The sequence below is a fragment of the Achromobacter seleniivolatilans genome, from assembly GCF_030864005.1.
GTDB classification, from domain to species: Bacteria; Pseudomonadota; Gammaproteobacteria; order Burkholderiales; family Burkholderiaceae_B; genus Achromobacter; species Achromobacter seleniivolatilans.
Genome location: NZ_CP132976.1, coordinates 3,039,700 through 3,060,885 on the forward strand (window position 1 = coordinate 3,039,700; position 21,186 = coordinate 3,060,885).

Genomic DNA, 21,186 nt, shown 5'->3' on the forward strand with positions numbered 1-21,186 from the left:
GTCAGGTTACCATGTAGCCGCCATCCACTGGCATCACCACGCCCGTCATGAAAGCTGCGGCGGGCGAACACAAAAACACCACTGCTTGCGCCACATCGGCCGGGGTGCCCCATCGCTTGAGCGGCGTGCGCTCCATGATGCGAGCGGCGCGCACCGGATCATCCTGCAAGGCTTGCGTGAGCGGTGTCGCGATCCAGCCTGGCGCCACGGCATTGACCCGGATGCCCGCTTCGGCATACGCGATGGCAAGCGACTTGGTCAGTTGCGCAACCCCTCCTTTGCTGGCGCTATAAGCCGGCACCAGACCGCCCCCAAAGAAACTAAGCATGGACGCCGTGTTGACGATGCAGCCCTGAGCGCGCGCCAGCATCGGTTGCAAGGCCTCGCACACGCGCATGGTGCCGGTCAGATTGATGTCCAGCACACGCTCGAAGACCGGCAGCTTGAATTCTTCCTGGCGAAAAATAACACCCGCGCAATTCACCAGCACGTCCACGCGCTCTAGCGAGGCGGCGAATTGGGCGATGTCGCCGGCCTTTGTCACATCCAGCGCCCTGACCTCAACGCCCGCTGGCGGCGGCTCGGTTGATGGCAGTCCCACCGCGATCACGTGCGCCCCCAATCGCGCCAACGCCTCGGCCACACCACGGCCGAGGCCCTGCGTGCCGCCCGTCACCACGGCCACCTTGCCTTTAAACAGCTCTGCTTGAAAACTCATAACGATTCCCTTGCTCGGTGCGCCGCCGGTCAGCGGATGAACTGATCGACGTAGTCCGAACCCAAGCCCACGCTTTCATAGTGTTTGCGGCACATATCCAGCTTGGTGAACACATCTTCATAGCCGGTGTGGCGACCCTCGCTGTCGCAGTAATACATGACACCGTTGACCTGAAACATCGTGATCATTTCCTCGACGTCTTCGGGCACATACAAAGTGTGCGTTTCGCCCGGCGGCTCAAACACATAGCTGCCTTCGCGCGCAATCCAGTCGTGTTCAAGATAGCGCCACGATCCCTTGATCACATAACCGTGCACCGCCTGCGGATGCCGGTGGCAACTCAGCACACCTGATTTGCGCACTCTCAGCAGGTTCGTCCAATAGCCCTGCGACACGTTCAGACAGAGCGGACGGAACCAGACGTTTTCTGCCTGCGGGACCCACACGCGCTCGTCATCGGGAATGACTTGGGGCACGACGATTTCGGGCAAGGCCTCCTTGGGGTTTGGATAGCGGTAGGGAGTGGGCACGGCAGTGGAATGACTCATGGCAGTCCTGCGGTTTGAAGTGGAGGAAGAGGCGTGGGCAGTCACTTGATGTTCAAGGTCTTCAAGACTTGGGCGTAGTCAGCGGTTTCGGCCTCCATCGTCTTTTCAAAGGCCGCGCCATCGGCATAGACATATCCCAGGTTCTGGGCCTTGATCGCCGAGATCAGCTGCGGATCTTGCGCTACCTTCTCGAAGACTTCCTTCAGTTTGGCGACGGTGGCGGGCGGCATCCCCTTGGGGCCGGCAATACCGCGCCAAGTGCCATAAGCCACGTCAACGCCCTTCTCTTTAGCTGTTGGTACATCCGGAAAATCAGCCACGCGCTTGTCGCTCATCAAAACCAGCAAGCGCAGCTTGCCGGCGCGCACGTATTCAGAGGCTTCAGCGGGGCTGGTCGCCACCGCGTCCAACTGACCGCCCAGCAGATTCAACAATGCCGGGCCTGAACCTGGAAATGGAATGTGCATGAACTTGGTGTCTGACTTGACCTCGAATGCGCTCAACGCCACGTCATAGATGGAGCCTGTGCCCGAGGTGCCGACGTTCAGCGTGGCGGGCGATTTCTTCGCGGCCGCCATGAACTCCTCGATGGTTTTGTAGGGCGAATTGACCGGCACCACGATGGCCGCCGGGTCCGCGTTCAATTGCACCAGCGGCGTGTAGTCCTTGTAGGTATGGTCGAACAGCCCCAGCAGCGGAAGAATGACGAACTCTGCTGTCACGACCGTCAAGGTGTGCCCATCGTTTTTGTTGTTCAACACATATTTCCAGCCCACTGCGCCGCCTGCTCCGGCCTTGTTCAAGACCACCATCCCTTTTGGAAAATACTGGGCGGACACTTTGGCAAACGCGCGGGCCACGGCGTCCGTGCCCCCTCCCGGCTGGAACGGCACGACCAGGGTGACTGGCTGGTTCGGGTAGGCGTCTGCCGCTTGCGCGGGCGCCGGAAGCGCTGCTGTCCAACCGGCCGCGATCAGGCTGGCCGCCATCAAGCCTTGTCTCATCAACATCCTTGTCTCCGTTGTCTTGGACGCGGTTTTCTATCGAAACAGGGTCCGTTTTTTTAGGTTTCGCAGACGGCCTGATTCTTTTTGTCCATAATATGGACATTTGTCTACGAAAAAATAGAGTAAAGGATTTGCCGCTGTGTGTCACTGAAAACAGGCGACACCCAAAATACGAAGACAAAAAAAACCGACGGGCGATGCCGTCGGCTGGGGCTGCGCGCGGCTCGGCCGCCGCCGTCTTTTACCAGGACACAATCTTGCCCGGGTTCAGAATGTTGTTCGGATCAAACGCATGCTTCAAGCTGCGCATCAGATCCAGCGCGTCTTCACCGTGCTCTTCAGCCATGAACTGCATCTTGTGCAGCCCCACGCCGTGTTCGCCAGTGCAGGTGCCGTCTGCGGCGATCGCGCGGCGCACCAGATTATGGTTGATCGTTTCCGACTCCTGCCACTCCTGCTGGCTATCGGCGTCCAGCAGCATCAACACGTGGAAATTGCCGTCGCCGACGTGGCCAACGATGGTGTACGGGAAGCTCGCGCGGTCCAGTTCCTCGACCGTGTCGCGCACGCAATCAGCCAGGCGTGAAATCGGCACGCAGACATCCGTAGTGCTGGCGCGGCAGCCAGGGCGCAATTGCAATCCGGCGAAGTAGGCATTGTGGCGAGCGGTCCACAGGCGGCTGCGGTCTTCGGGGCGCTCGGCCCACTCAAAATCCATACCGCCATGTTCGGCCGTAATGGCTTGCACCGTTTCGGCCTGCTCTTGCACACCAGCCGGACTGCCGTGAAATTCAAATACCAGCAGCGGCGTTTCGCGCAGGCTGAGTTTGCTGTAGAGATTCACTGAACGCACGCTGGCCGCGTCCATGAATTCAACGCGAGCGATCGGCACGCCCATCTGAATGATCTCGATCACGCTTTGCACGGCGGCATCCAGCGTGGGGAAGTTGCATACCGCGGCCGACACGGCTTCGGGCTGCGGGTACAGGCGCACCGTCACTTCCGTGATGATGCCCAGCGTGCCTTCGCTGCCGATGAAAATGCGCGTCAGGTCGTAACCCGCCGACGATTTGCGCGCACGGCCAGCCGTGCGAACGATACGTCCATCGGCTGTCACTACCGTCAGCGACATGACGTTTTCACGCATGGTGCCGTAGCGCACGGCATTGGTGCCCGAAGCTCGCGTGGCGGCCATGCCGCCCAAGCTGGCGTCAGCGCCCGGATCGATCGGAAAGAACAGGCCAGTGCTGCGAATTTCTTCGTTGAGTTGCTTGCGCAGCACGCCTGCCTGCACCGTGGCGGTCAAGTCTTCGGCATTGATGGCCAAGACCTTGTTCATGTGGGACAGGTCCAGACTGATGCCACCTTGAATGGCCAGGATGTGGCCTTCCAGCGAAGAGCCGGCGCCATACGGAATCAGCGGAACGTGATGCTCATTGCACAGCTTGGCAACCTCGGCCACTTCTTCGGTGGTGTGCGCAAAGACCACGGCATCCGGCAGCATGGGCGGATACGGCGATTCGTCGCGGCCATGGTGCTCGCAGACGGCAGAGGATTCGGACAGGCGGTCGCCAAAGCGAGCCCGCAGGGCATCCAGACAGGCAGCCGGCACCGCGCGGCGCAACGTTTCAGCGTGCAAAGGAGCGTTCATGATCAGCGTATTCTCGGGGTTCGGTAATCCGAATATTCTACGCCGCCCTGCATGCTGCACCGCAAACCGCACTACCCAGGCGATTTGCGGTGCTTCCCGAGCCTTACTTGCCGGAGGTCAGCGCCACGCGGCGGCGTTCGCGCACTGCGTGCGCCAGACGGTCAAGCACGGCCACTGACGCATCCCAATCGATGCAGCCGTCGGTAATGCTCTGGCCATAAACCAGCGGCTGACCAGGCACCATGTCCTGGCGGCCACCCAGCAGATGGCTTTCCACCATAACGCCCACCAGACGGGTGTCGCCCGCTTCCATCTGGCGCGCTACGTCTTCGACCACAAGCGTCTGGTTTTCGGGTTTCTTGCTGCTATTGGCGTGGCTGGCGTCAACCATGATGCGCTGGGCCAGACCGGCTTTGGAGACGTCCTGGCAAGCCGCATCGACGCTGGCTGCGTCGTAGTTCGGCGTTTTCCCGCCACGCAGAATGACGTGGCAGTCTTCGTTGCCAGCAGTCGACACGATGGCCGAATGGCCGCCTTTGGTAACCGACAGAAAATGATGCGGCTGCGACGCCGCTTTGATCGCGTCGACCGCGATCTTCACATTGCCGTCCGTACCGTTCTTGAACCCCACCGGGCACGACAGACCGGAAGCCAGTTCGCGATGCACCTGGCTTTCTGTCGTCCGAGCCCCGATCGCCCCCCAGGAGACCAGATCCGCGATGTACTGCGGCGTAATCATGTCCAAGAACTCGCAACCGGCTGGCAGGCCCAGGCTGTTGATATCCAGCAGCAGTTCCCGCGCCACGCGCACGCCCTTGTTGATGTCGAAGCTGCCGTTCAGGTCAGGATCATTGATCAGTCCCTTCCAGCCTACCGTGGTGCGCGGCTTTTCGAAGTACACGCGCATCACGATTTCCAGATCGGCGCTCAGGCGGTCACGCACGGGCTTCAGACGCTTTGCATATTCGATAGCAGCGCGCGTGTCGTGGATCGAACAAGGGCCGATCACGACAATCATGCGGTCATCCATGCCATGCAGGATGCGGTGCATGCCCTGGCGGGCGGCAAACACGGTGTCGGACGCCTCCTGGGTACACGCGAACTCCCGCATCACATGCGCGGGCGGATTCAGTTCCTTGATTTCTCGAATACGAAGGTCGTCGGTATTGTGTGACACGGTACTGCTCCTGGGTTGCCCGCCATCGGGTTCAATTCCCTCGGTCTAGTCCGGGTTCTCTGGTCCGGGTCTAGTCCGATCCGGCGGCACAAAAAAAGCCGCCAGTTCGCTGGCGGCTTTTTTGGGGGGGATTCTTTCCAAACTTCAGATTGAGCGCGTCCCTTCCTCCGCCAGCGGCTTCAGAAAAGTATAAAAATAAAAATAAAAAGCGGGGGACGCGAATTTCATGGGAATTGACTCTAGCACAGTTTTTTCAGGCCGTCACGGCAGTTTTATCTTGGAGCCAGCCCAAAATCGAACCGGAGCGGCGGCCCGAAACTGGGATCAGGCGGTTCCGCCCACGGTCAGACCTTCCATGCGAATCGTTGGCATACCCACACCAACCGGCACACTCTGGCCATCCTTGCCGCACGTGCCCACGCCGGAATCCAGCTGCAGATCGTTGCCGATCATGGTGACGCGGGTCATCGCGTCGGGACCGTTGCCGATCAGCGTGGCGCCCTTGACGGGATACGTCACCTTGCCGTCTTCGATCATGTAGGCCTCAGACGCCGAGAACACGAATTTGCCGTTCGTGATGTCAACCTGGCCGCCGCCAAAGTTGACCGCGTACAGCCCGCGTTTGACCGACGACACGATTTCCTCGGGCGGCTTGTCACCAGCCAGCATGTAGGTGTTGGTCATACGCGGCATCGGCAGGTGCGCGAAAGATTCACGGCGGCCGTTGCCTGTAGCCGCCGTCTTCATCAGGCGGGCATTCAGCGTGTCTTGCATATAGCCGCGCAGGATGCCGTCTTCGATCAGCACATTGCGCTGCGTGGCATTGCCTTCGTCGTCGATATTGAGCGAGCCGCGGCGGTCCGGCAGCGTGCCGTCATCCACCACCGTCACGCCCTTGGACGCAACACGTTCACCGATACGGCCCGAGAACACGCTGGAACCCTTGCGGTTGAAGTCACCTTCCAACCCGTGGCCCACGGCCTCGTGCAGCAGAATGCCAGGCCAACCCGATCCCAGCACGACGGTCATTTCACCAGCCGGCGCGGGACGCGCCTCAAGGTTGACCATGGCTTCGTGTACCGCGCGTTCCACATAACCTTGCAGCATTTCGTCCGTGAAATACGCCAGTCCCAAGCGTCCGCCGCCACCGGCGTGACCCATTTCACGGCGGCCATTGCGCTCGGCGATCACGGTCAGCGACAAACGCACCAGCGGGCGCACGTCGGCAGCCAGGCGGCCATCGCTACCGGCGACCAAAATCACGTCGTACTCGGCACCCAAACCGGCCATGACCTGAATCACGTGCGGATCACGGGCACGTGCCATGCGCTCGATGCGCTCAAGGAGTGCCACTTTTTCGGGTGCGCTAAGTGTTGCGACCGGGTCGATGTCGGCATACAGACTGCGGCCCATCTCGGCCTCGACGTGCGCGGCCACTTTCACTTTGCCTGCGCCACGGCGCGCAATGCCGCGCACGGCGTGCGCCGACGACAACAGCGCGTCCGCCGACAAGGAATCGGAATACGCAAAAGCGGTTTTCTCGCCGCTCACAGCGCGTACGCCCACGCCTTGGCTGATCGAGAAACTACCGGTTTTGACAATGCCCTCTTCCAGGCTCCACCCTTCGCTGCGCGTGTACTGAAAGTACAGATCGGCATAGTCGACCTTGTGGGTGAAGATCTCACCCAACGCGCGCGCCATATCCGCCTCTGTCAGACCCCAGGGGTCCAGCAACAGCGATTTGGCGGTGGCGAGGGATGCAATAGCAGGATCGATAATTTTCATAGGGCTCTATTCAGGGGGCGCCGGCGCGGCACGGGCGCGCGCGCTTGCGTTGACGCTCAAGACCGTATCGTAACGCCGTCCAGGGTCCGGCGTCCCGGACACTCGCTAAAAGTTGCGGCTGGCGACCGCGGCGGCGAGTCGGCAAAATCGCCCGCATTATTCACTAGTGAATTAGATGGGGACGGAATATTAAGTATCAAGTTAAGCAATGAACACCAAACTGTGCCGGTTCAATAACCGGTTCTGACGCGCTGGCTGTCCTAGGTGCCCGTGAGTTTTGGCCTTGGCGCACAAGCAGGTCAAATTCGGCAAATTCGTCATACAAGCTGACATAGGAACACGAATAGGCCGACAGCTTGCTGCTTTCTGCCCCATATCATTCTCAGAAAGCAAGAATGCCAAAATGCATGACAGCAACTAGAAAGCGGACAATTAGGGCGCGTTCGGTCATCTGACCTTGCATCTGAAATGCAGTTTTTCGCCTACGATCCTTATTGAATAACGCACCGCCAGCCGTCTCCAGGCCGCCTCTCGCGAGTGATCCGCTCGCACTCTGAAACAAAAAATGCTCTAACACGGGGCAATTGCACCCATTAGTCCGCCTTGTGAACCAAAGCCGGATATGTTTCCACTCGTCCCAAATTTGGGAATATCCTTCCCAATACTTGTTTGCAGCGGTCACCCGCAAGGCTAAAGGCTCTCAGGCGGTTTTGATACAAAGTAATTAGTCTGAAAATAGAGAAGTCAAGGCGCAACTTCTGTATTATGCGAAGCACAACAAATAAACATAACTTCGCCGGCGATTAAAAGCAGTTCCATAATCAGGAATAAACCATGGCCCGAGAAACATACGCAGCACTGCAAGCAAAGATCGAAAAGGAAATCAACAAGCTTCAAAAGAAGGCTGAAGTCCTTCAAACGAAGCGCCGCAAGCCCGTGATCAGCTCCATCGTCACGTCCATGCGCGAATACGACATCACGCCGGAAGAGATCATCGCCGCCTACGGCGCTGGCAAGCCCGCGCGCGGCGCAGCCGCGGCTCCCGGCCGACGCAAGGCTGGCGCGGCTGGCCGCCCCGCCACTGCAGCCAAGCGCGCCGTCGCCCCGAAGTATCGTCACCCCCAAACGGGTGATACTTGGAGCGGCCGTGGCAAAGCGCCTCGTTGGCTCGCCGCGGAAGAAGCCGCCGGCGCTACGCGCGACAGTTTTCTTATCAAAGAATAAAACCTATTCTTCAGTAAGAAATAAATCGGCGCACCATTATGGTGCGCCGATTTTGTTTTATGTCTTAGGGCAAAAAGCCGATTGAACTTAGCGAACTGGGAATTGAATCTCGCGCTCGGCCCCATTATTTCCGGGGAAATTGTCAAATATTGCGCGGACCAGATAGGGCATCGTGCGCATGAAATCATCCCCATCGCTCAAAATGAAAGCGGTGGAACGGTATACCTCGGCGCCGCCCCGTTGCGTATCGCGGATCTTCAGACTGAGCGTATTGCGCTGCACCGCCATCGGTACATCAACCCAGTCCGAGCCCCAGTAACCGTAGCCAGGCCCCCACGGACGCGGACCATAAAAGCCGCCGTAGCCATAACCACCGTAAAAGTACGGATCATAGGGACGGCGGACCATGATCTGGGTCTGGCTGGCGCCATAGTTGAACGAGATATCAAACCGGCCCTTAGTGCCCGGAGGCGCTTCGATCAAACCCGTTGCGCCTATACCCGCGCGCACCATGTCCTGATAAGACTGGTATTCCAGATTATTGGCCTGCGTGGGGTCCGCCGGCACGAACTGATATGTCTGCCCTTCGACGTTCGCCGGCCATTGCTGAAACGACGTAACCCGCGCGGATACCGTGGGTGCGGCGCAGCCCGTCAATGCCAGCACTCCCAACAAGGCCAATACACCGGCCCAACGGCCTACACTGAAGAAAGACGATCTGGACATTTTGCGACTCCTCTTGCGCGCGACGGCGCCATCATACTGACCTTTGACAGCGGCTATCGCAAAAAGTTTGTGCTAGCCCATAAGCTCCAGCCGGCGGCCAGCAGCCAGCTACTACAATAGACCTCTCGTTCATACAGGACTGCAATCCCATGCGCACAGACACGCCCATTACCGTATTTCGCAAGGATTACCAGCCCTACCCCTACGACATTCCCGAAGTCTCCCTAGCCTTCGATCTGGCGCCCGAAGCCACCGAGGTGCGCTGCACGATGCGCGTGTTGCGCAAGCCCGGCGCCAGCACCGACGCGGCCTTGATACTGGATGGTGAAGACCTGGAACTCGTCTCGGTAGGCGTCAATGGCGCGCCCCTGGCCGCCGACGGTTACCACCTGTCCGAACAAAGCCTGGCGTTGTACGGCCTGCCCGCTGACGCCACGATTGAGATCGTCAGCCGTTGCAATCCGTCCGCCAACTCCACGTTGATGGGCTTGTATGTGTCGGGCGGGAATTTCTTCACCCAATGTGAAGCCGAGGGCTTTCGCCGCATTACCTGGTTCGCCGACCGTCCCGACGTGATGTCGCGGTACCGCGTCACCTTGCGCGCCCAGCCGCAATATCCCGTGCTGCTGTCCAACGGCAACCTGATCGCAACGCGCCAATTGCCTGATGGGCGCAATGAAGTCGAATGGGAAGATCCATTTCCCAAGCCCTGCTATCTGTTTGCGCTGGTCGCCGGTAATCTGACGCACCGTGAAACCACGGTCAAGACGGCAAGCGGCCGCGACGTCTTGCTACAGGTCTACAGTGACCCGGGTTCCGAAACCAAGACGGAATGGGCCTTGGATTCCCTGGTGCGCGCGCTGCGTTGGGATGAAACCCGCTTCGGCCTGGAGCTGGATCTGGACCGCTTCATGATTGTGGCGGTCCATGATTTCAACATGGGTGCGATGGAAAACAAGGGATTGAACATCTTCAATGCCGCGTATGTGCTGGCCGATCCCGACACCGCCACGGACGCCAATTATGAAGGCATCGAATCCGTCATCGGACACGAGTACTTCCATAACTGGACCGGCAACCGGATTACCTGCCGCGACTGGTTCCAGTTAAGCCTGAAAGAAGGTCTGACCGTCTTCCGCGACCAGGAGTTCAGCGCTGACATGATGGCGCATGACATGGACGCAGCCGCTGCAGCCAGCGCGCGCGCCGTCAAGCGTATCGATGACGTGGTGGCGCTGCGCGCAGCCCAGTTCCCGGAAGATGCAGGCCCCATGGCCCACCCCATCCGCCCCGAGAGCTACCAAGAGATCGGCAACTTCTACACCGCCACGGTGTACGAAAAAGGCGCCGAGGTCATCCGTATGCAGCACACCCTGCTGGGCGAGGAAGGCTTCCGTGCCGGCATGGACGAGTATTTTCGCCGCCATGACGGTCAGGCCGTAACCTGCGACGATTTTGTGGATGCCATGGAATCCGTCTACGTGCGCCAGCACCCAGGCCGCGACTTGTCCGTGTTTCGCCGCTGGTATCGCCAGGCAGGCACACCGCGTGTCACGGTCAAACTGGATCACGATGCCGCGACGCGCCGCTGCACGGTCACGCTTACCCAGGAATGCCAACCGGTTGGCGTAGAGAAAAAGGCAGGCGCCGACTACGTCAAGGCGCCGTATCACATCCCGTTTGCTTTGGGCCTGCTGGATCATGAAGGCCGCGCCCTGCCCCTGCGCCACGAAGGCACCGTGCAAGAAACCGCGCTGCTGGAACTGACAACGCACAGCCAGCAATGGGTATTCGAAGATATCGCCGATTACCCCGTGCCGTCTTTGCTGCGTGACTTTTCTGCGCCGGTCATTGTCGACTACGACTGGACGGACGAAGAACTGGCGCTGCTATCCGCGCACGACAGCAATCCGTTTGCACGCTGGGAAGCCGGCCAGGAACTGGCTACGCGCCAGATTTTGGCGCTGGCGCAAGCTCGCCAGGCCGGCCGCACGCTGCATGCGGATGCCGCCTTCATCGACGCATGGCGCGCCCTGCTGACCGACCCGGCGATTGACGCCGCCTATCGTGCGCGCGCCCTGGCCCTGCCGTCAGAAAAGACGCTGGCCGAACGCATGCACGCCGTAGATCCGCCCGCGCTGGCCGTTGCTCGTGATTTCCTGCGCGCTGAACTCGGCCGCCAACTGACCGCCGAATTCCGTCTGGCGTTCGACCAAAACCAGACGCCGGGCGAGTACAGCCCCGCGCCCGTGCCGGCTGGCATGCGCGCACTGAAGAATCTGGCGCTCAGCCACCTGCTGGCCGCTGGCGAACACGAAGCGCAGCGCCTGGCAGAACAGCAGTACGAAAAAGCGGGCAACATGACAGACAGCATGGCCGCGCTGTCCGCGTTGATCAATTACGGTCAGGGTGAGTTCCCGCAAGAAGCGCTTGCCGCGTTCTACGACAAGTGGAGCGACAATCCGCTGGTGGTGGACAAGTGGTTTGCCCTGCAGGCGGCAGCCCGCTCAACCACCGTGCAGACGGCGCGTGATCTGATGACGCACCCCGCCTTCACCTTGCGCAATCCAAATCGCGCTCGCGCCTTGATTTTCCAGTTTTGCCTGAACAACGCCCGCGGCATGCATCACCCGGATGGCACGGGTTATGCGTTCTGGGCGGAACAGGTGCTGGCGCTGGATGCGCTGAATCCGGAAATCGCAGCACGCCTGGCGCGTGCGCTGGACAACTGGTCGCGCTACGTGCCGGCCTTGCGCACGCCGATGCAGGCGGCCCTGCAACAGGTGCGCGCGCATGAAGGTTTGTCGCGCAACGTGCAGGAAATCGTATCCAAGGCTTTAGAATTCGCAGCATAGGGAGACCCTTTTGAAACGTAAAACACTGACTCAATACCTGGTGGAGCAACAACGCTCCGCCCAAGCCCTTGCCCCGGAAGTGCGGCTGCTCATCGAAGTGGTGGCGCGCGCCTGCAAGGCCATCAGCCATGCCGTCAGCAAGGGCGCGCTGGGCGGCGTTCTGGGCAGCCTGGAAAGCGAGAACGTCCAAGGCGAAGTGCAGAAGAAGCTGGACGTGTTGTCCAACGAAATTCTGCTGGAAGCCAATGAATGGGGCGGCCACCTGGCGGCCATGGCATCGGAAGAAATGGAAACTATCCATCTGATCCCGAACCGCTACCCCAAGGGCGAATACCTGCTGCTGTTTGATCCCCTGGACGGCTCGTCGAACATTGACGTAAACGTCTCCATCGGCACGATCTTCTCCGTGCTGCAAGCGCCGCACAACGTGTCGGGCGCGCCCGTCTGCGAACAGGATTTCCTGCAACCGGGCAACAAGCAGGTCGTGGCCGGCTACGCTGTCTATGGCCCGCAGACCATGCTGGTCCTGACCATCGGCAACGGCGTGGTGGGCTTCACGCTGGATCGCGAAATGGGCTCGTGGGTACTCACGCACGAAGACATCAAGGTGCCGGAAGACACCAAGGAATTCGCGATCAATATGTCGAACATGCGTCACTGGGCTCCCCCGGTCAAACGCTATGTGGACGACTGCCTGGCTGGCACGACCGGCCCGTTGGGCAAGGACTACAACATGCGCTGGATCGCCTCGATGGTGGCGGACGTGCATCGCATCCTGACCCGCGGCGGCATCTTCATGTACCCCTGGGATGCCCGCGAACCGGGCAAGGCAGGCAAGCTGCGCCTGATGTACGAAGCCAATCCCATGAGCTTCCTGATCGAACAGGCCGGCGGCGCGTCGATCAATGGCACCCAGCGCATCATGGACATCCAGCCCGACACCCTGCACCAGCGCGTCAGCGTGATTCTGGGTTCGAAGAACGAAGTCGAGCGCGTGGGTCTGTACCATGCGCAAGAAGCGGCGAAGTAAAACCTCGCTGCACTAAAAAGCCCCGGCTGAAATTTCAGTCCGGGGCTTTTTTTATCGCGCGTGTTAAGCAATACAGGTCACTTGACCTCTTCAATGGACTTCACATCGTCCTTATTGATCTGGACCTTCTTGCCGTCCTTATCGTATTCATACATGCCGGACTTCTTGTCGTAAGTCGGCGTATCGGGGGTTACGGTCGAGGTCCCGTCCCGTTGCTGAATGACCGAGGGCGACGAGCATCCGGCCAGCACCCCAACTCCGGTCACCACCAGGGCCAACGTCATGGTCTTCAGGTTCATGGGCGTGTTCTCCAAGTGTTGATTAGGTGAACCCACTGTATCGGCAACCTGGCCCCAAATACATGTCTGGTTGTGGTCAAAATGCGTAAGAACGTAATCCCGCCCGTCCTACATCGTAAAAAACCCCTGGCAGAGCACGTCTGCCAGGGGTTTTGCTCTTACATAAACCGCAAGCAGTTACACCTTTACACCTTCGCGTTGGCCTCGATGAAACGGCGTACGGCGGCTTCGGTGCATTCCAGAACTTCCACACGCTGCGGCAAGGATTCCAGATTGGCCAGGTTGCCCGGCGGCGTGGCCGGACGGCCAAGCGCTTCTTCGATGGTTTCCGAGAACTTTGCCGGCAAGGCGGTTTCCAGAACCAGCATCGGCACGCCCGGTTCGACGAACTCACGCGCGACCTTCACGCCATCGGCGGTGTGCGGATCGATCAATACACCCGTGGTTTCGTAGACGGCGCGGATGGTCGCCAGACGATCCGCGTGCGAGCTTTGGCCGGACACGAAGCCATAGCGTTCCTCGAACTGGGGCTGAAGAGCGGACAGATCGAACGATCCATCGCGCGCCACGGATGCCCACAAGGCCTTCACGCGGTCGGCATCGCGGCCGACCAGGTCAAACACAAAGCGTTCGAAGTTCGACGCACGCGAGATGTCCATCGACGGACTGGACGTGGCGTAAGTTTGCTCGGCGGGGCGCGGACGATAAACGCCCGTGCGGAAGAATTCTTCCAGCACGTTGTTCTCGTTCGTGGCCAGCACCAGACGGCGCACCGGCAAACCCATGCTGCGGGCAATGTGGCCCGACAGGATATTGCCGAAGTTGCCCGAGGGTACGGCGAACGACACCTGCTGTCCGGGCTTGTCGGTGGCGCGCAGCCAGCCATGGAAGTAATAGACCACCTGAGCGGCAATGCGCGCCCAGTTGATGGAGTTGACCGCGCCCAGACGGTACTTGGTCTTGAATTCCAGGTCGCCTGCCAGTGCCTTGACGATGTCCTGCGCTTCATCGAACACGCCGTGCACGGCGATGTTGTGGATGTTCTCGTCTTGCAGGGAATACATCTGCGCGCGCTGGAAGGCGCTCATGCGGCCATGCGGCGACAGCATGAACACCGCCACACCCGCTTTGCCGCGCAAGGCGTATTCCGCCGCCGAGCCCGTGTCGCCGGAGGTTGCGCCCAGGATATTCAGTGTGGTGCCGCGCTGGGCCAGCACGTATTCAAAGACTTGGCCCAGAAACTGCATGGCCATGTCCTTGAAAGCCAGCGTCGGCCCTTCGGACAGACCCAGCAGCGACAAGCCGCCTTCCAGCGGACGCAGCGGAACGATGTCTTCGCTGTTGAACGTCTCTGGCGTGTAGGCGGCGCGTGTCAGCCGGCGCAGGTCATCCGCAGGAATGTCGGTTGCGAATAGCGACAGCACCTCGAACGCCAGATCCGCGTAAGTCAGACCACGCCAGGACTCAAGCGTCTGTTCTGATACCTGGGGCAGATGTTCCGGCACGGCCAGACCGCCGTCCGGCGCCAGGCCTTCCAGCAGGATGTCCGAGAACGGCTGGGCAGCCATGCCGCCACGGGTAGAGATGTATTTCATGTCAGGTTCTCCACGCGCAGGCGCGTCACCTTCGACCGCACGAACGGCATGGCTTCGATGCGCTCGATGGCTTGATTGACGTTGCCTTCCACCGCTTCATGCGTGAGGAAGATGATGTCTGCGCCGCCGATATGGGACGGCTGTTGGATCATCGACCCGATGGAGATGGAACGGTCGGCCAGAATGCGGGCGATATCCGCCAGCACGCCAGGCTGATCGTCCACGCGCAGACGCAGGTAGTACGAGGTGCTGACCAGCTCGATCGGCAGGATCGGCGTGTCCGACATCGCGTCCGGCTGGAACGCCAGATGCGGCACTCGGTTGCCCGGGTCTGCCGTGTGCAAGCGGGTCACGTCGACCAGGTCGGCCACCACGGCCGAAGCGGTCGGCTCTTCACCCGCGCCTTGGCCGTAATACAGCGTCGGGCCGACGGCGTCGCCCTTGACCAGCACGGCGTTCATCGCGCCTTCGACGTTGGCCAGCAGGCGCTCGGACGGCACCAGTGCCGGATGCACGCGCAACTCGATCCCATCGGGACGGCGCTTCGTGATGCCCAGCAGCTTGATGCGATAACCCAGACGTTCGGCGTGCTCGATGTCTTCGGCGGCCAGTTGGGAAATACCTTCGATATAGGCGCGGTCGAACTGCACCGGAACGCCAAATGCCAGAGAGGCCAGCAAGGTCAGCTTGTGCGCGGCATCTACGCCTTCCACGTCGAACGTGGGATCGGCTTCCGCGTAGCCCAGCCGTTGCGCTTCAGCCAGCACTTCGGCAAAGGGCAGGCCGCGCGAACGCATTTCGGACAGGATGAAATTGGTGGTGCCGTTGATGATGCCGGCCACCCACTGGATGCGATTGGCCGTCAGGCCTTCACGAATGGCCTTGATGATCGGGATGCCGCCGGCAACGGCAGCTTCAAACGTGACCATCACGCCACGCGCGTAGGCAGCGGCGAAAATTTCGTTGCCATGCTTGGCCAGCAGCGCTTTGTTGGCCGTCACAACGTGCTTGCCGTTGGCGATGGCTTCCATCACCAGTTCAAGCGCCAGCGTGTCGCCGCCGATCAGTTCGACGACGATATCGATTTCGGGATCACGCACCAAAGCGTGCACATCGGTGTCGACCAGAATCGAGTCGCCCACGCGGGCACGCGCTTTGGCCACATCGCGCACGGCGGCGCGGGTGACTTCGATGCGGCGGCCGGCGCGGCGCGCGATTTCTTCGGCGTTGCGGGACAGCACGGTCCATGTGCCGCCGCCAACCACGCCAAGACCAAGCAGGCCCACCTTCATGGGGTTCATGCCGCTGGCCTCAGAGCCTTGCGCGACAGGTGAGCGTTCAGGGGTATTCATTTCAGCAATCCGTCCTTGCGGAACATATCTTTGATGCCGCGCACCGCTTGCCGGGTGCGTTGCTCGTTTTCGATAAGAGCGAAGCGCACGTAGTCGTCGCCATACTCGCCGAAGCCGATCCCGGGGGACACGGCCACTTTCGCATCCGAAAGGACACGCTTGGCAAATTCCAAAGAGCCCATCGCCCGGTAGGGCTCGGGGATCTGCGCCCAGATATACATGGACGCCTTGGGAATTTCCACATTCCAACCTGCTTCGTGCAGGCCGCGCACGAGCACATCGCGGCGGCTTTGATACTGCGCCACGATCTCGTTGACGCAGTCCTGCGGGCCGTCCAGCGCGGCAATCGCCGCCACCTGGATCGGCGTAAACGTACCGTAGTCGTGATAGCTCTTGATCCGCGCAAGCGCGTTGACCAGATCTTTGTTGCCGACCATGTAGCCGATGCGCCAGCCGGCCATGTTGTAGCTTTTGCTCATCGTGAAGAACTCGACCGCGACATCGCGCGCGCCGGGCACTTGCATGATAGACGGCGCGACGTAGCCGTCGAAGGTGATATCGGCGTAGGCCAGGTCATGCACGACGAGGATGTCGTGTTCCTTGGCCAGCGCCACCACGCGCTCGAAGAACGACAGGTCCACGCACTGGGCGGTCGGGTTGCTGGGAAAACCCAGCACCATCATTTTGGGCTTAGGAATGGATTCGCGCACGGCGCGTTCCAGTTCCTCGAAGAAATCCACGCCCGGCGTCATGCGCACGGAACGGATGTTGGCCCCTGCAATGACCGCGCCATAGATATGGATCGGGTAGCTCGGGTTCGGCACCAGCACGGTGTCGCCGCGGTCCAGCGTGGCCAGCATCAAGTGAGCCAGGCCTTCTTTGGAACCGATGGTGACGATTGCCTCGGAATCCGGATCGAATTCAACGGCATAGCGGCGCTGATACCAGTCGCAGATCGCCTTGCGCAGACGCGGGATGCCCTTGGACACCGAATACCCGTGGGTCGTCGGACGAGTCGTCGCTTCAACCATCTTATCGACGATGTGCTTGGGTGTTGCGCCGTCCGGGTTGCCCATCGACATATCGATGATGTCTTCGCCACGCCTGCGCGCCGCCATCTTGAGTTCGGCCGTAATGTTGAACACGTACGGTGGCAAACGCTCAATGCGAGAGAACTTCCTCATGATGGGAATCCTTGGGGGGCGAAAAGACAAAAAAACCAGGGCGCGGTCGCGCGTAGGGGTTGAGATCAACGCCGCGCCAGCACACGTTTGCAGCGCAGCAAAACCCTGTAATCTAGCGCAAGGATGCCTGGGCGGCAAATGGAGTAAAAACGGGGCCGTCTTCCCATTGAAAAGACAGGATTTTTTCCTTCGGGCCGCCCCGAGAAAAAAAGTCTGCTTTTTAAGGGTAGGAACGCGCCGGGCAAGACAAGCGTGAAGTCCCTTGCACAGTGCAACATCTGTACATCCTGATGCGCTATTATCAAGCCATAAAGCCGGAGTTTTTATTGAAGCTGCATACCGACCCTGCGACCGCCGCTCTGAACACCGTCACCGCCTACGGTGATGGCTACATCGAGGTCAATCAGATACGTTTTTCCTCTTCGGTCGCCTTTGGCCCCGAAGGCGAAGTCACCGAGTGGCCTGTTGCGTCGCCGGCTGACATTACATCCTCCCTATTGCATCAGGCGGCCGGTTTGACTGAGCCCGTCCGCGATCCCATGGCATTTCTGGACGAACCAGAAGCCGCCCCCGCCAGCCGCCCGGCCAATGCGCCAGAAGTGCTGCTGGTCGGAACGGGCGCCCGCCAACAGTTCTTGCGTCCTGAAGTGCTGCGTCCCCTGTTGGCAATGGGCATCGGCGTCGAGATCATGGATACCCATGCCGCCTCTCGCACCTACAACATCCTGATGGCCGAGGGGCGCCGCGTCGTCGTCGCCCTCATCCCTCCCAACGGAGAATCCCAGAAATGACGCCGAACATAGGCAAGCCCGCACCGCTGTTCACCGCTGAAAGCACCATTGGTCCGATCAGTCTGGACCAATGCCAGGGCCGCGCCGTGATTCTGTATTTTTACCCCAAAGACAATACACCTGGTTGCACCACGGAAAGCCAGGACTTCCGCGACCTGAATGCCGAATTCCTGGCAGCCAGCGCCGTGGTCATCGGGATCTCGCGCGATTCGCTGAAATCGCATGAGAATTTCAAGGCCAAGTACGAACTTCCTTTCCCGCTCATCTCCGACGCCGACGAAACCGTGTGCAATCTGTTCGGCGTCATCAAGCAGAAGAATATGTATGGCAAGCAGGTGCGCGGCATTGAGCGCAGCACCTTTTTGATTGATGCCTATGGCGTGCTGGTGCAGGAGTGGCGCGGGGTGAAGGTCCCGGGCCACGCCAAGGAAGTCCTGCAGGCCGCAAAAAGCATCGGTTAGCCGTACAGGAATACCCGTCAGGCGCTATAGCCGGCCCACCCTGGAGAGTGACGCATATGCCGCTTCCGAAGTTGCCTACCCGCCCCGCAGCCATCCTGACCTTCCCCTCGGGCGAATCCGCCCGGGCGCAGGCCCGCACGACCTCGACTGCCGCTGCGCGGTCCAATACCCAAGCCGCCCTCGCTGACGACACCGAAGACGAGATGCTGGTTCAGCCTGAACTTGAGGGCATGGCCGCCCCGGCTCGCAAGGCGCAGATTCCCGCGCCAACGCGCCAAGTGGCCCCGCCCCCGCCCGCTGCCCCCGCCGCCCGCACGCAAACGAGGCCGGCCAAGACCACACCAACCGCCACAAAGCGCGCCAAGCCACGCGCCCAGAACGAGCCGCGCAAGCTGTTCGTGCTGGACACGAATGTGCTGCTGCACGATCCCAGCTCGCTGTTCCGGTTTGAAGAGCACGACATCTTCCTGCCGATGATGACGCTGGAAGAACTGGACCACCAGAAAAAGGGCATGTCGGAAGTGGCGCGCAACGCGCGCCAGGTCAGCCGATCGCTGGATGCGCTGGTGCAAGACACCACGCAGCTCGATGAAGGGCTGGAGCTGGCCAAGCTGGGCAACAAGGATGCCACGGGCCGCCTGATGTTCCAGACGACCGCCATCCACAGCACCCTGCCGTCGGACCTGCCCATGGGCAAGGCCGACAACCAGATTCTGGGCGTGGTGCGGGCCTTGCAGGAAAAGTACGCGCAACGTGAAGTCGTGCTGGTGTCCAAAGACATCAACATGCGCTTGAAAGCACGCGCGCTGGGCATGGCTGCCGAGGATTACTTCAACGATCACGTCCTGGAAGACTCGGACCTGATGTACTCGGGCGTAATGCAGTTGCCTGAAGACTTCTGGAACAAGCATGGCAAGGACGTTGAATCGTGGCAGCAAGGCGGCACAACCTTCTACCGCATTCATGGCCCGCTGTGCTCGCAGTTTGTCGTCAACCAGTTCGTCTACTTTGAAGGCCAGATGCCGCTGTACGCGCAAGTGCGCGAGGTCAGCGGCAAGATGGCGGTGCTGGCTACGCTGCGCGACTACACCCACGGCAAGAACAATGTCTGGGGCATTACCGCGCGCAACCGCGAACAGAACTTCGCCATGAACCTGCTGATGAATCCCGAATGCGACTTCGTGTCGCTGCTGGGCCAGGCAGGCACGGGCAAGACGCTGCTGGCGCTGGCTGCGGGTATCACGCAGGTGCTGGAAACCAAGCGCTACACCGAAATCATCATGACCCGCGTCACGGTGCCCGTCGGTGAGGACATTGGTTTCCTGCCCGGTACGGAAGAAGAAAAGATGCTGCCCTGGATGGGTGCGCTGGAAGACAACCTGGATGTGCTCAATATGGGCGAAGGCGAAGGCAACGGGGACTGGGGGCGCGCCGCCACCATGGACCTGATCCGTTCGCGCATCAAGGTCAAGTCGCTGAACTTCATGCGCGGCCGCACTTTCCTGAACAAGTATCTGATCATCGACGAAGCCCAGAACCTGACGCCCAAGCAGATGAAGACGCTGGTGACCCGCGCGGGCCCCGGCACCAAGGTGATCTGCCTGGGCAACGTCGCCCAGATCGATACGCCGTATCTGACCGAAGGCAGCTCCGGCCTGACGTTCGTTGTCGACCGGTTCAAAGGCTGGCCGCACTCCGGGCACGTCACCCTGCAACGCGGCGAACGCTCACGCTTGGCCGACTACGCCGGGGATGTGCTGTAGACATCCACGCGGCACAAAAAAAGGCGCCTGGCTCATAACAAGCCAGGCGCTTTTTTCTATCTGAACATGGTGGGCTACACGCGTTTGATTTCCGGGTTCTGCTTCAGAAAATCTCGCGCTACCCCCCTGCTACACAACAAACACACCAACAATTACTTGTCGGCGGCGTTGGAAATGGCATTGCCGGCCCGGGACATATCCTTGCCCATGCCCGCGACGGTATTGCAACCGGCGAGCACGAATCCGAATACGACAAAGGCGGTCAGCACGATCTTGCCGCGCATGCTGTCACTCCGTTAAGAAAAAAGAAACCGTTACCGGACTCAGACGATCTGCACACGCAGTTCGCCCAGGCCTTCGACGCCGCCCGTGATCACATCGCCTTGCACCACAGCGCCGACGCCTTCCGGGGTGCCGCTGAAGATGATGTCGCCGGGTTGCAGCTCAAACAAGCCCGACAGATAGGAAATGCTCTCGGGGATATTCCAGAGCATTTGCGAGATGTCGCTGGATTGCTTGCGCTGGCCGTTCACATCCAGCCAGATCGCGCCCTTATCCAGAGTGCCGACGACGCTGCGCGGGTGGATAGGACCCAAGGGTGCGGACTGGTCGAACGCCTTGCCGATTTCCCAGGGACGGCCCTGCTTCTTCATTTCGCCTTGCAGGTCACGGCGGGTCATGTCCAGACCCAGCGCATAACCCCACACGCATTCATTGGCCTCTTCGACCGGAATATTGCGTCCGCCCTTGCCCAGCACCACAACCAGCTCCATCTCGTAGTGCAGGTTGGAGGTTTTGGGCGGGTACGCCATCTTGCCGGTTTCACCGTCGGCGACGCTCAACACGGCGTCGGCGGGCTTGCAGAAGAAGAACGGGTCTTCACGGCCGGTGAAACCCATTTCCTTGGCATGCTCGGCGTAGTTGCGGCCCACGCAATAAACGCGGCGAACCGGAAACAGCGCAGCGCTGCCGGTAACGGGAACCGCGACGGGCGGCTGGGGAGGCAATACGTAGTCCATG

The 21,186-nt window shown here is 60.4% G+C and carries 19 protein-coding genes; 6 read left to right on the forward strand and 13 right to left on the reverse strand.

Going from position 1 to position 21,186, the window contains the following annotated elements; translation table 11 throughout:
• Window position 1: 1 nt before the first annotated feature.
• The 6 genes from RAS12_RS13665 to tldD all read right to left on the reverse strand — a co-directional run bounded on the left by RAS12_RS13665 (window position 2) and on the right by tldD (window position 6,886).
• Window positions 2–718 carry an SDR family NAD(P)-dependent oxidoreductase gene (locus RAS12_RS13665; protein WP_306950739.1) on the reverse strand — a complete coding sequence of 239 codons (717 nt, stop codon included), beginning with the start codon at window positions 716–718 and terminating at the stop codon, window positions 2–4.
• A gap of 29 nt (window positions 719–747) precedes the next feature.
• On the reverse strand, window positions 748–1,266 hold the full coding sequence (locus RAS12_RS13670) for a 2,4'-dihydroxyacetophenone dioxygenase family protein (RefSeq protein WP_306950741.1): 519 nt from the start codon (window positions 1,264–1,266) through the stop codon (window positions 748–750).
• Between the two features lie 41 nt (window positions 1,267–1,307).
• Window positions 1,308–2,276, reverse strand: a complete 969-nt coding sequence (locus RAS12_RS13675; protein ID WP_306950743.1) for a tripartite tricarboxylate transporter substrate binding protein — start codon at window positions 2,274–2,276, stop codon at window positions 1,308–1,310.
• Between the two features lie 238 nt (window positions 2,277–2,514).
• Window positions 2,515–3,924, reverse strand: a complete 1,410-nt coding sequence (locus tag RAS12_RS13680) for an FAD-binding oxidoreductase (protein WP_306950745.1) — start codon at window positions 3,922–3,924, stop codon at window positions 2,515–2,517.
• A gap of 103 nt (window positions 3,925–4,027) precedes the next feature.
• A complete protein-coding gene (aroG, locus tag RAS12_RS13685; RefSeq protein ID WP_306950746.1) occupies window positions 4,028–5,101 on the reverse strand; it encodes a 3-deoxy-7-phosphoheptulonate synthase AroG in 1,074 nt (357 codons plus the stop codon).
• Window positions 5,102–5,425: 324 nt separating this feature from the next.
• Window positions 5,426–6,886, reverse strand: a complete 1,461-nt coding sequence (tldD, locus tag RAS12_RS13690; protein WP_306950748.1) for a metalloprotease TldD — start codon at window positions 6,884–6,886, stop codon at window positions 5,426–5,428.
• Window positions 6,887–7,720: 834 nt separating this feature from the next.
• Here tldD and RAS12_RS13695 point away from each other — a divergent pair.
• On the forward strand, window positions 7,721–8,110 hold the full coding sequence (locus tag RAS12_RS13695; protein ID WP_306950751.1) for an H-NS histone family protein: 390 nt from the start codon (window positions 7,721–7,723) through the stop codon (window positions 8,108–8,110).
• 87 nt (window positions 8,111–8,197) lie between these two features.
• Here the strand turns inward: RAS12_RS13695 and RAS12_RS13700 are convergent, their stop codons facing one another.
• Entirely contained in the window at window positions 8,198–8,836 is a 639-nt protein-coding gene (locus RAS12_RS13700) for a DUF4136 domain-containing protein (protein WP_306950753.1), read from the reverse strand.
• Between the two features lie 149 nt (window positions 8,837–8,985).
• Between RAS12_RS13700 and pepN the strand changes: the two genes are divergently transcribed.
• A complete protein-coding gene (gene pepN / locus RAS12_RS13705; protein ID WP_306950755.1) occupies window positions 8,986–11,691 on the forward strand; it encodes an aminopeptidase N in 2,706 nt (901 codons plus the stop codon).
• Between the two features lie 10 nt (window positions 11,692–11,701).
• Window positions 11,702–12,721 (forward strand): class 1 fructose-bisphosphatase, encoded by a 1,020-nt coding sequence (locus RAS12_RS13710; RefSeq protein WP_306950757.1) that lies wholly within the window; start codon window positions 11,702–11,704, stop codon window positions 12,719–12,721.
• Window positions 12,722–12,798: 77 nt separating this feature from the next.
• Here the strand turns inward: RAS12_RS13710 and RAS12_RS13715 are convergent, their stop codons facing one another.
• The 4 genes from RAS12_RS13715 to alaC form a co-directional block, all read right to left on the reverse strand.
• Window positions 12,799–13,020, reverse strand: coding sequence for a YgdI/YgdR family lipoprotein (locus RAS12_RS13715; RefSeq protein WP_006393778.1), 222 nt, complete (start codon window positions 13,018–13,020; stop codon window positions 12,799–12,801).
• Between the two features lie 185 nt (window positions 13,021–13,205).
• A complete protein-coding gene (gene thrC, locus RAS12_RS13720) occupies window positions 13,206–14,615 on the reverse strand; it encodes a threonine synthase (protein ID WP_306950771.1) in 1,410 nt (469 codons plus the stop codon).
• Window positions 14,612–15,916 carry a homoserine dehydrogenase gene (locus RAS12_RS13725; protein WP_306951441.1) on the reverse strand — a complete coding sequence of 435 codons (1,305 nt, stop codon included), beginning with the start codon at window positions 15,914–15,916 and terminating at the stop codon, window positions 14,612–14,614. The genes thrC and RAS12_RS13725 overlap by 4 nt, the downstream gene beginning before the upstream one ends.
• 47 nt (window positions 15,917–15,963) lie before the next feature.
• The gene (gene alaC / locus RAS12_RS13730) at window positions 15,964–17,151 is read right to left on the reverse strand and encodes an alanine transaminase (protein ID WP_306950773.1); all 1,188 of its coding nucleotides are present in this window, start codon (window positions 17,149–17,151) and stop codon (window positions 15,964–15,966) included.
• A gap of 326 nt (window positions 17,152–17,477) precedes the next feature.
• Here alaC and RAS12_RS13735 point away from each other — a divergent pair, with 326 nt between their 5' ends.
• From RAS12_RS13735 to RAS12_RS13745, 3 genes are read left to right on the forward strand one after another with little or no spacing between them, the layout of a single operon-like run.
• On the forward strand, window positions 17,478–17,942 hold the full coding sequence (locus RAS12_RS13735) for an Mth938-like domain-containing protein (RefSeq protein WP_306950774.1): 465 nt from the start codon (window positions 17,478–17,480) through the stop codon (window positions 17,940–17,942).
• Window positions 17,939–18,403, forward strand: coding sequence for a peroxiredoxin (locus RAS12_RS13740; protein WP_306950776.1), 465 nt, complete (start codon window positions 17,939–17,941; stop codon window positions 18,401–18,403). The genes RAS12_RS13735 and RAS12_RS13740 overlap by 4 nt, the downstream gene beginning before the upstream one ends.
• 56 nt (window positions 18,404–18,459) lie before the next feature.
• Entirely contained in the window at window positions 18,460–20,166 is a 1,707-nt protein-coding gene (locus RAS12_RS13745) for a PhoH family protein (protein ID WP_306950778.1), read from the forward strand.
• Window positions 20,167–20,318: 152 nt separating this feature from the next.
• Here RAS12_RS13745 and RAS12_RS13750 read toward each other — a convergent pair whose 3' ends face one another.
• Window positions 20,319–20,450 carry an entericidin A/B family lipoprotein gene (locus RAS12_RS13750; RefSeq protein WP_306950780.1) on the reverse strand — a complete coding sequence of 44 codons (132 nt, stop codon included), beginning with the start codon at window positions 20,448–20,450 and terminating at the stop codon, window positions 20,319–20,321.
• A gap of 39 nt (window positions 20,451–20,489) precedes the next feature.
• Window positions 20,490–21,185 carry a fumarylacetoacetate hydrolase family protein gene (locus tag RAS12_RS13755; RefSeq protein WP_306950782.1) on the reverse strand — a complete coding sequence of 232 codons (696 nt, stop codon included), beginning with the start codon at window positions 21,183–21,185 and terminating at the stop codon, window positions 20,490–20,492.
• Between the last annotated feature and the right edge of the window lies 1 nt (window position 21,186).

Excerpts from the sequence above, each read along its gene's own strand:
- RAS12_RS13700 (WP_306950753.1), bottom strand. The coding sequence starts at position 8,836 with ATGTCCAGATCGTCTTTCTTCAGTGTAGGCCGTTGGGCCGGTGTATTG.
- RAS12_RS13670 (WP_306950741.1), bottom strand. The coding sequence starts at position 1,266 with ATGAGTCATTCCACTGCCGTGCCCACTCCCTACCGCTATCCAAACCCC.
- RAS12_RS13675 (WP_306950743.1), bottom strand. The coding sequence starts at position 2,276 with ATGTTGATGAGACAAGGCTTGATGGCGGCCAGCCTGATCGCGGCCGGT.
- RAS12_RS13695 (WP_306950751.1), top strand. The coding sequence starts at position 7,721 with ATGGCCCGAGAAACATACGCAGCACTGCAAGCAAAGATCGAAAAGGAA.
- RAS12_RS13725 (WP_306951441.1), bottom strand. The coding sequence starts at position 15,916 with ATGAACCCCATGAAGGTGGGCCTGCTTGGTCTTGGCGTGGTTGGCGGC.
- RAS12_RS13740 (WP_306950776.1), top strand. The coding sequence starts at position 17,939 with ATGACGCCGAACATAGGCAAGCCCGCACCGCTGTTCACCGCTGAAAGC.
- RAS12_RS13745 (WP_306950778.1), top strand. The coding sequence starts at position 18,460 with ATGCCGCTTCCGAAGTTGCCTACCCGCCCCGCAGCCATCCTGACCTTC.
- RAS12_RS13750 (WP_306950780.1), bottom strand. The coding sequence starts at position 20,450 with ATGCGCGGCAAGATCGTGCTGACCGCCTTTGTCGTATTCGGATTCGTG.
- RAS12_RS13755 (WP_306950782.1), bottom strand. The coding sequence starts at position 21,185 with ATGGACTACGTATTGCCTCCCCAGCCGCCCGTCGCGGTTCCCGTTACC.
- thrC (WP_306950771.1), bottom strand. The coding sequence starts at position 14,615 with ATGAAATACATCTCTACCCGTGGCGGCATGGCTGCCCAGCCGTTCTCG.
- pepN (WP_306950755.1), top strand. The coding sequence starts at position 8,986 with ATGCGCACAGACACGCCCATTACCGTATTTCGCAAGGATTACCAGCCC.
- alaC (WP_306950773.1), bottom strand. The coding sequence starts at position 17,151 with ATGAGGAAGTTCTCTCGCATTGAGCGTTTGCCACCGTACGTGTTCAAC.
- tldD (WP_306950748.1), bottom strand. The coding sequence starts at position 6,886 with ATGAAAATTATCGATCCTGCTATTGCATCCCTCGCCACCGCCAAATCG.
- RAS12_RS13680 (WP_306950745.1), bottom strand. The coding sequence starts at position 3,924 with ATGAACGCTCCTTTGCACGCTGAAACGTTGCGCCGCGCGGTGCCGGCT.
- RAS12_RS13665 (WP_306950739.1), bottom strand. The coding sequence starts at position 718 with ATGAGTTTTCAAGCAGAGCTGTTTAAAGGCAAGGTGGCCGTGGTGACG.
- RAS12_RS13715 (WP_006393778.1), bottom strand. The coding sequence starts at position 13,020 with ATGAACCTGAAGACCATGACGTTGGCCCTGGTGGTGACCGGAGTTGGG.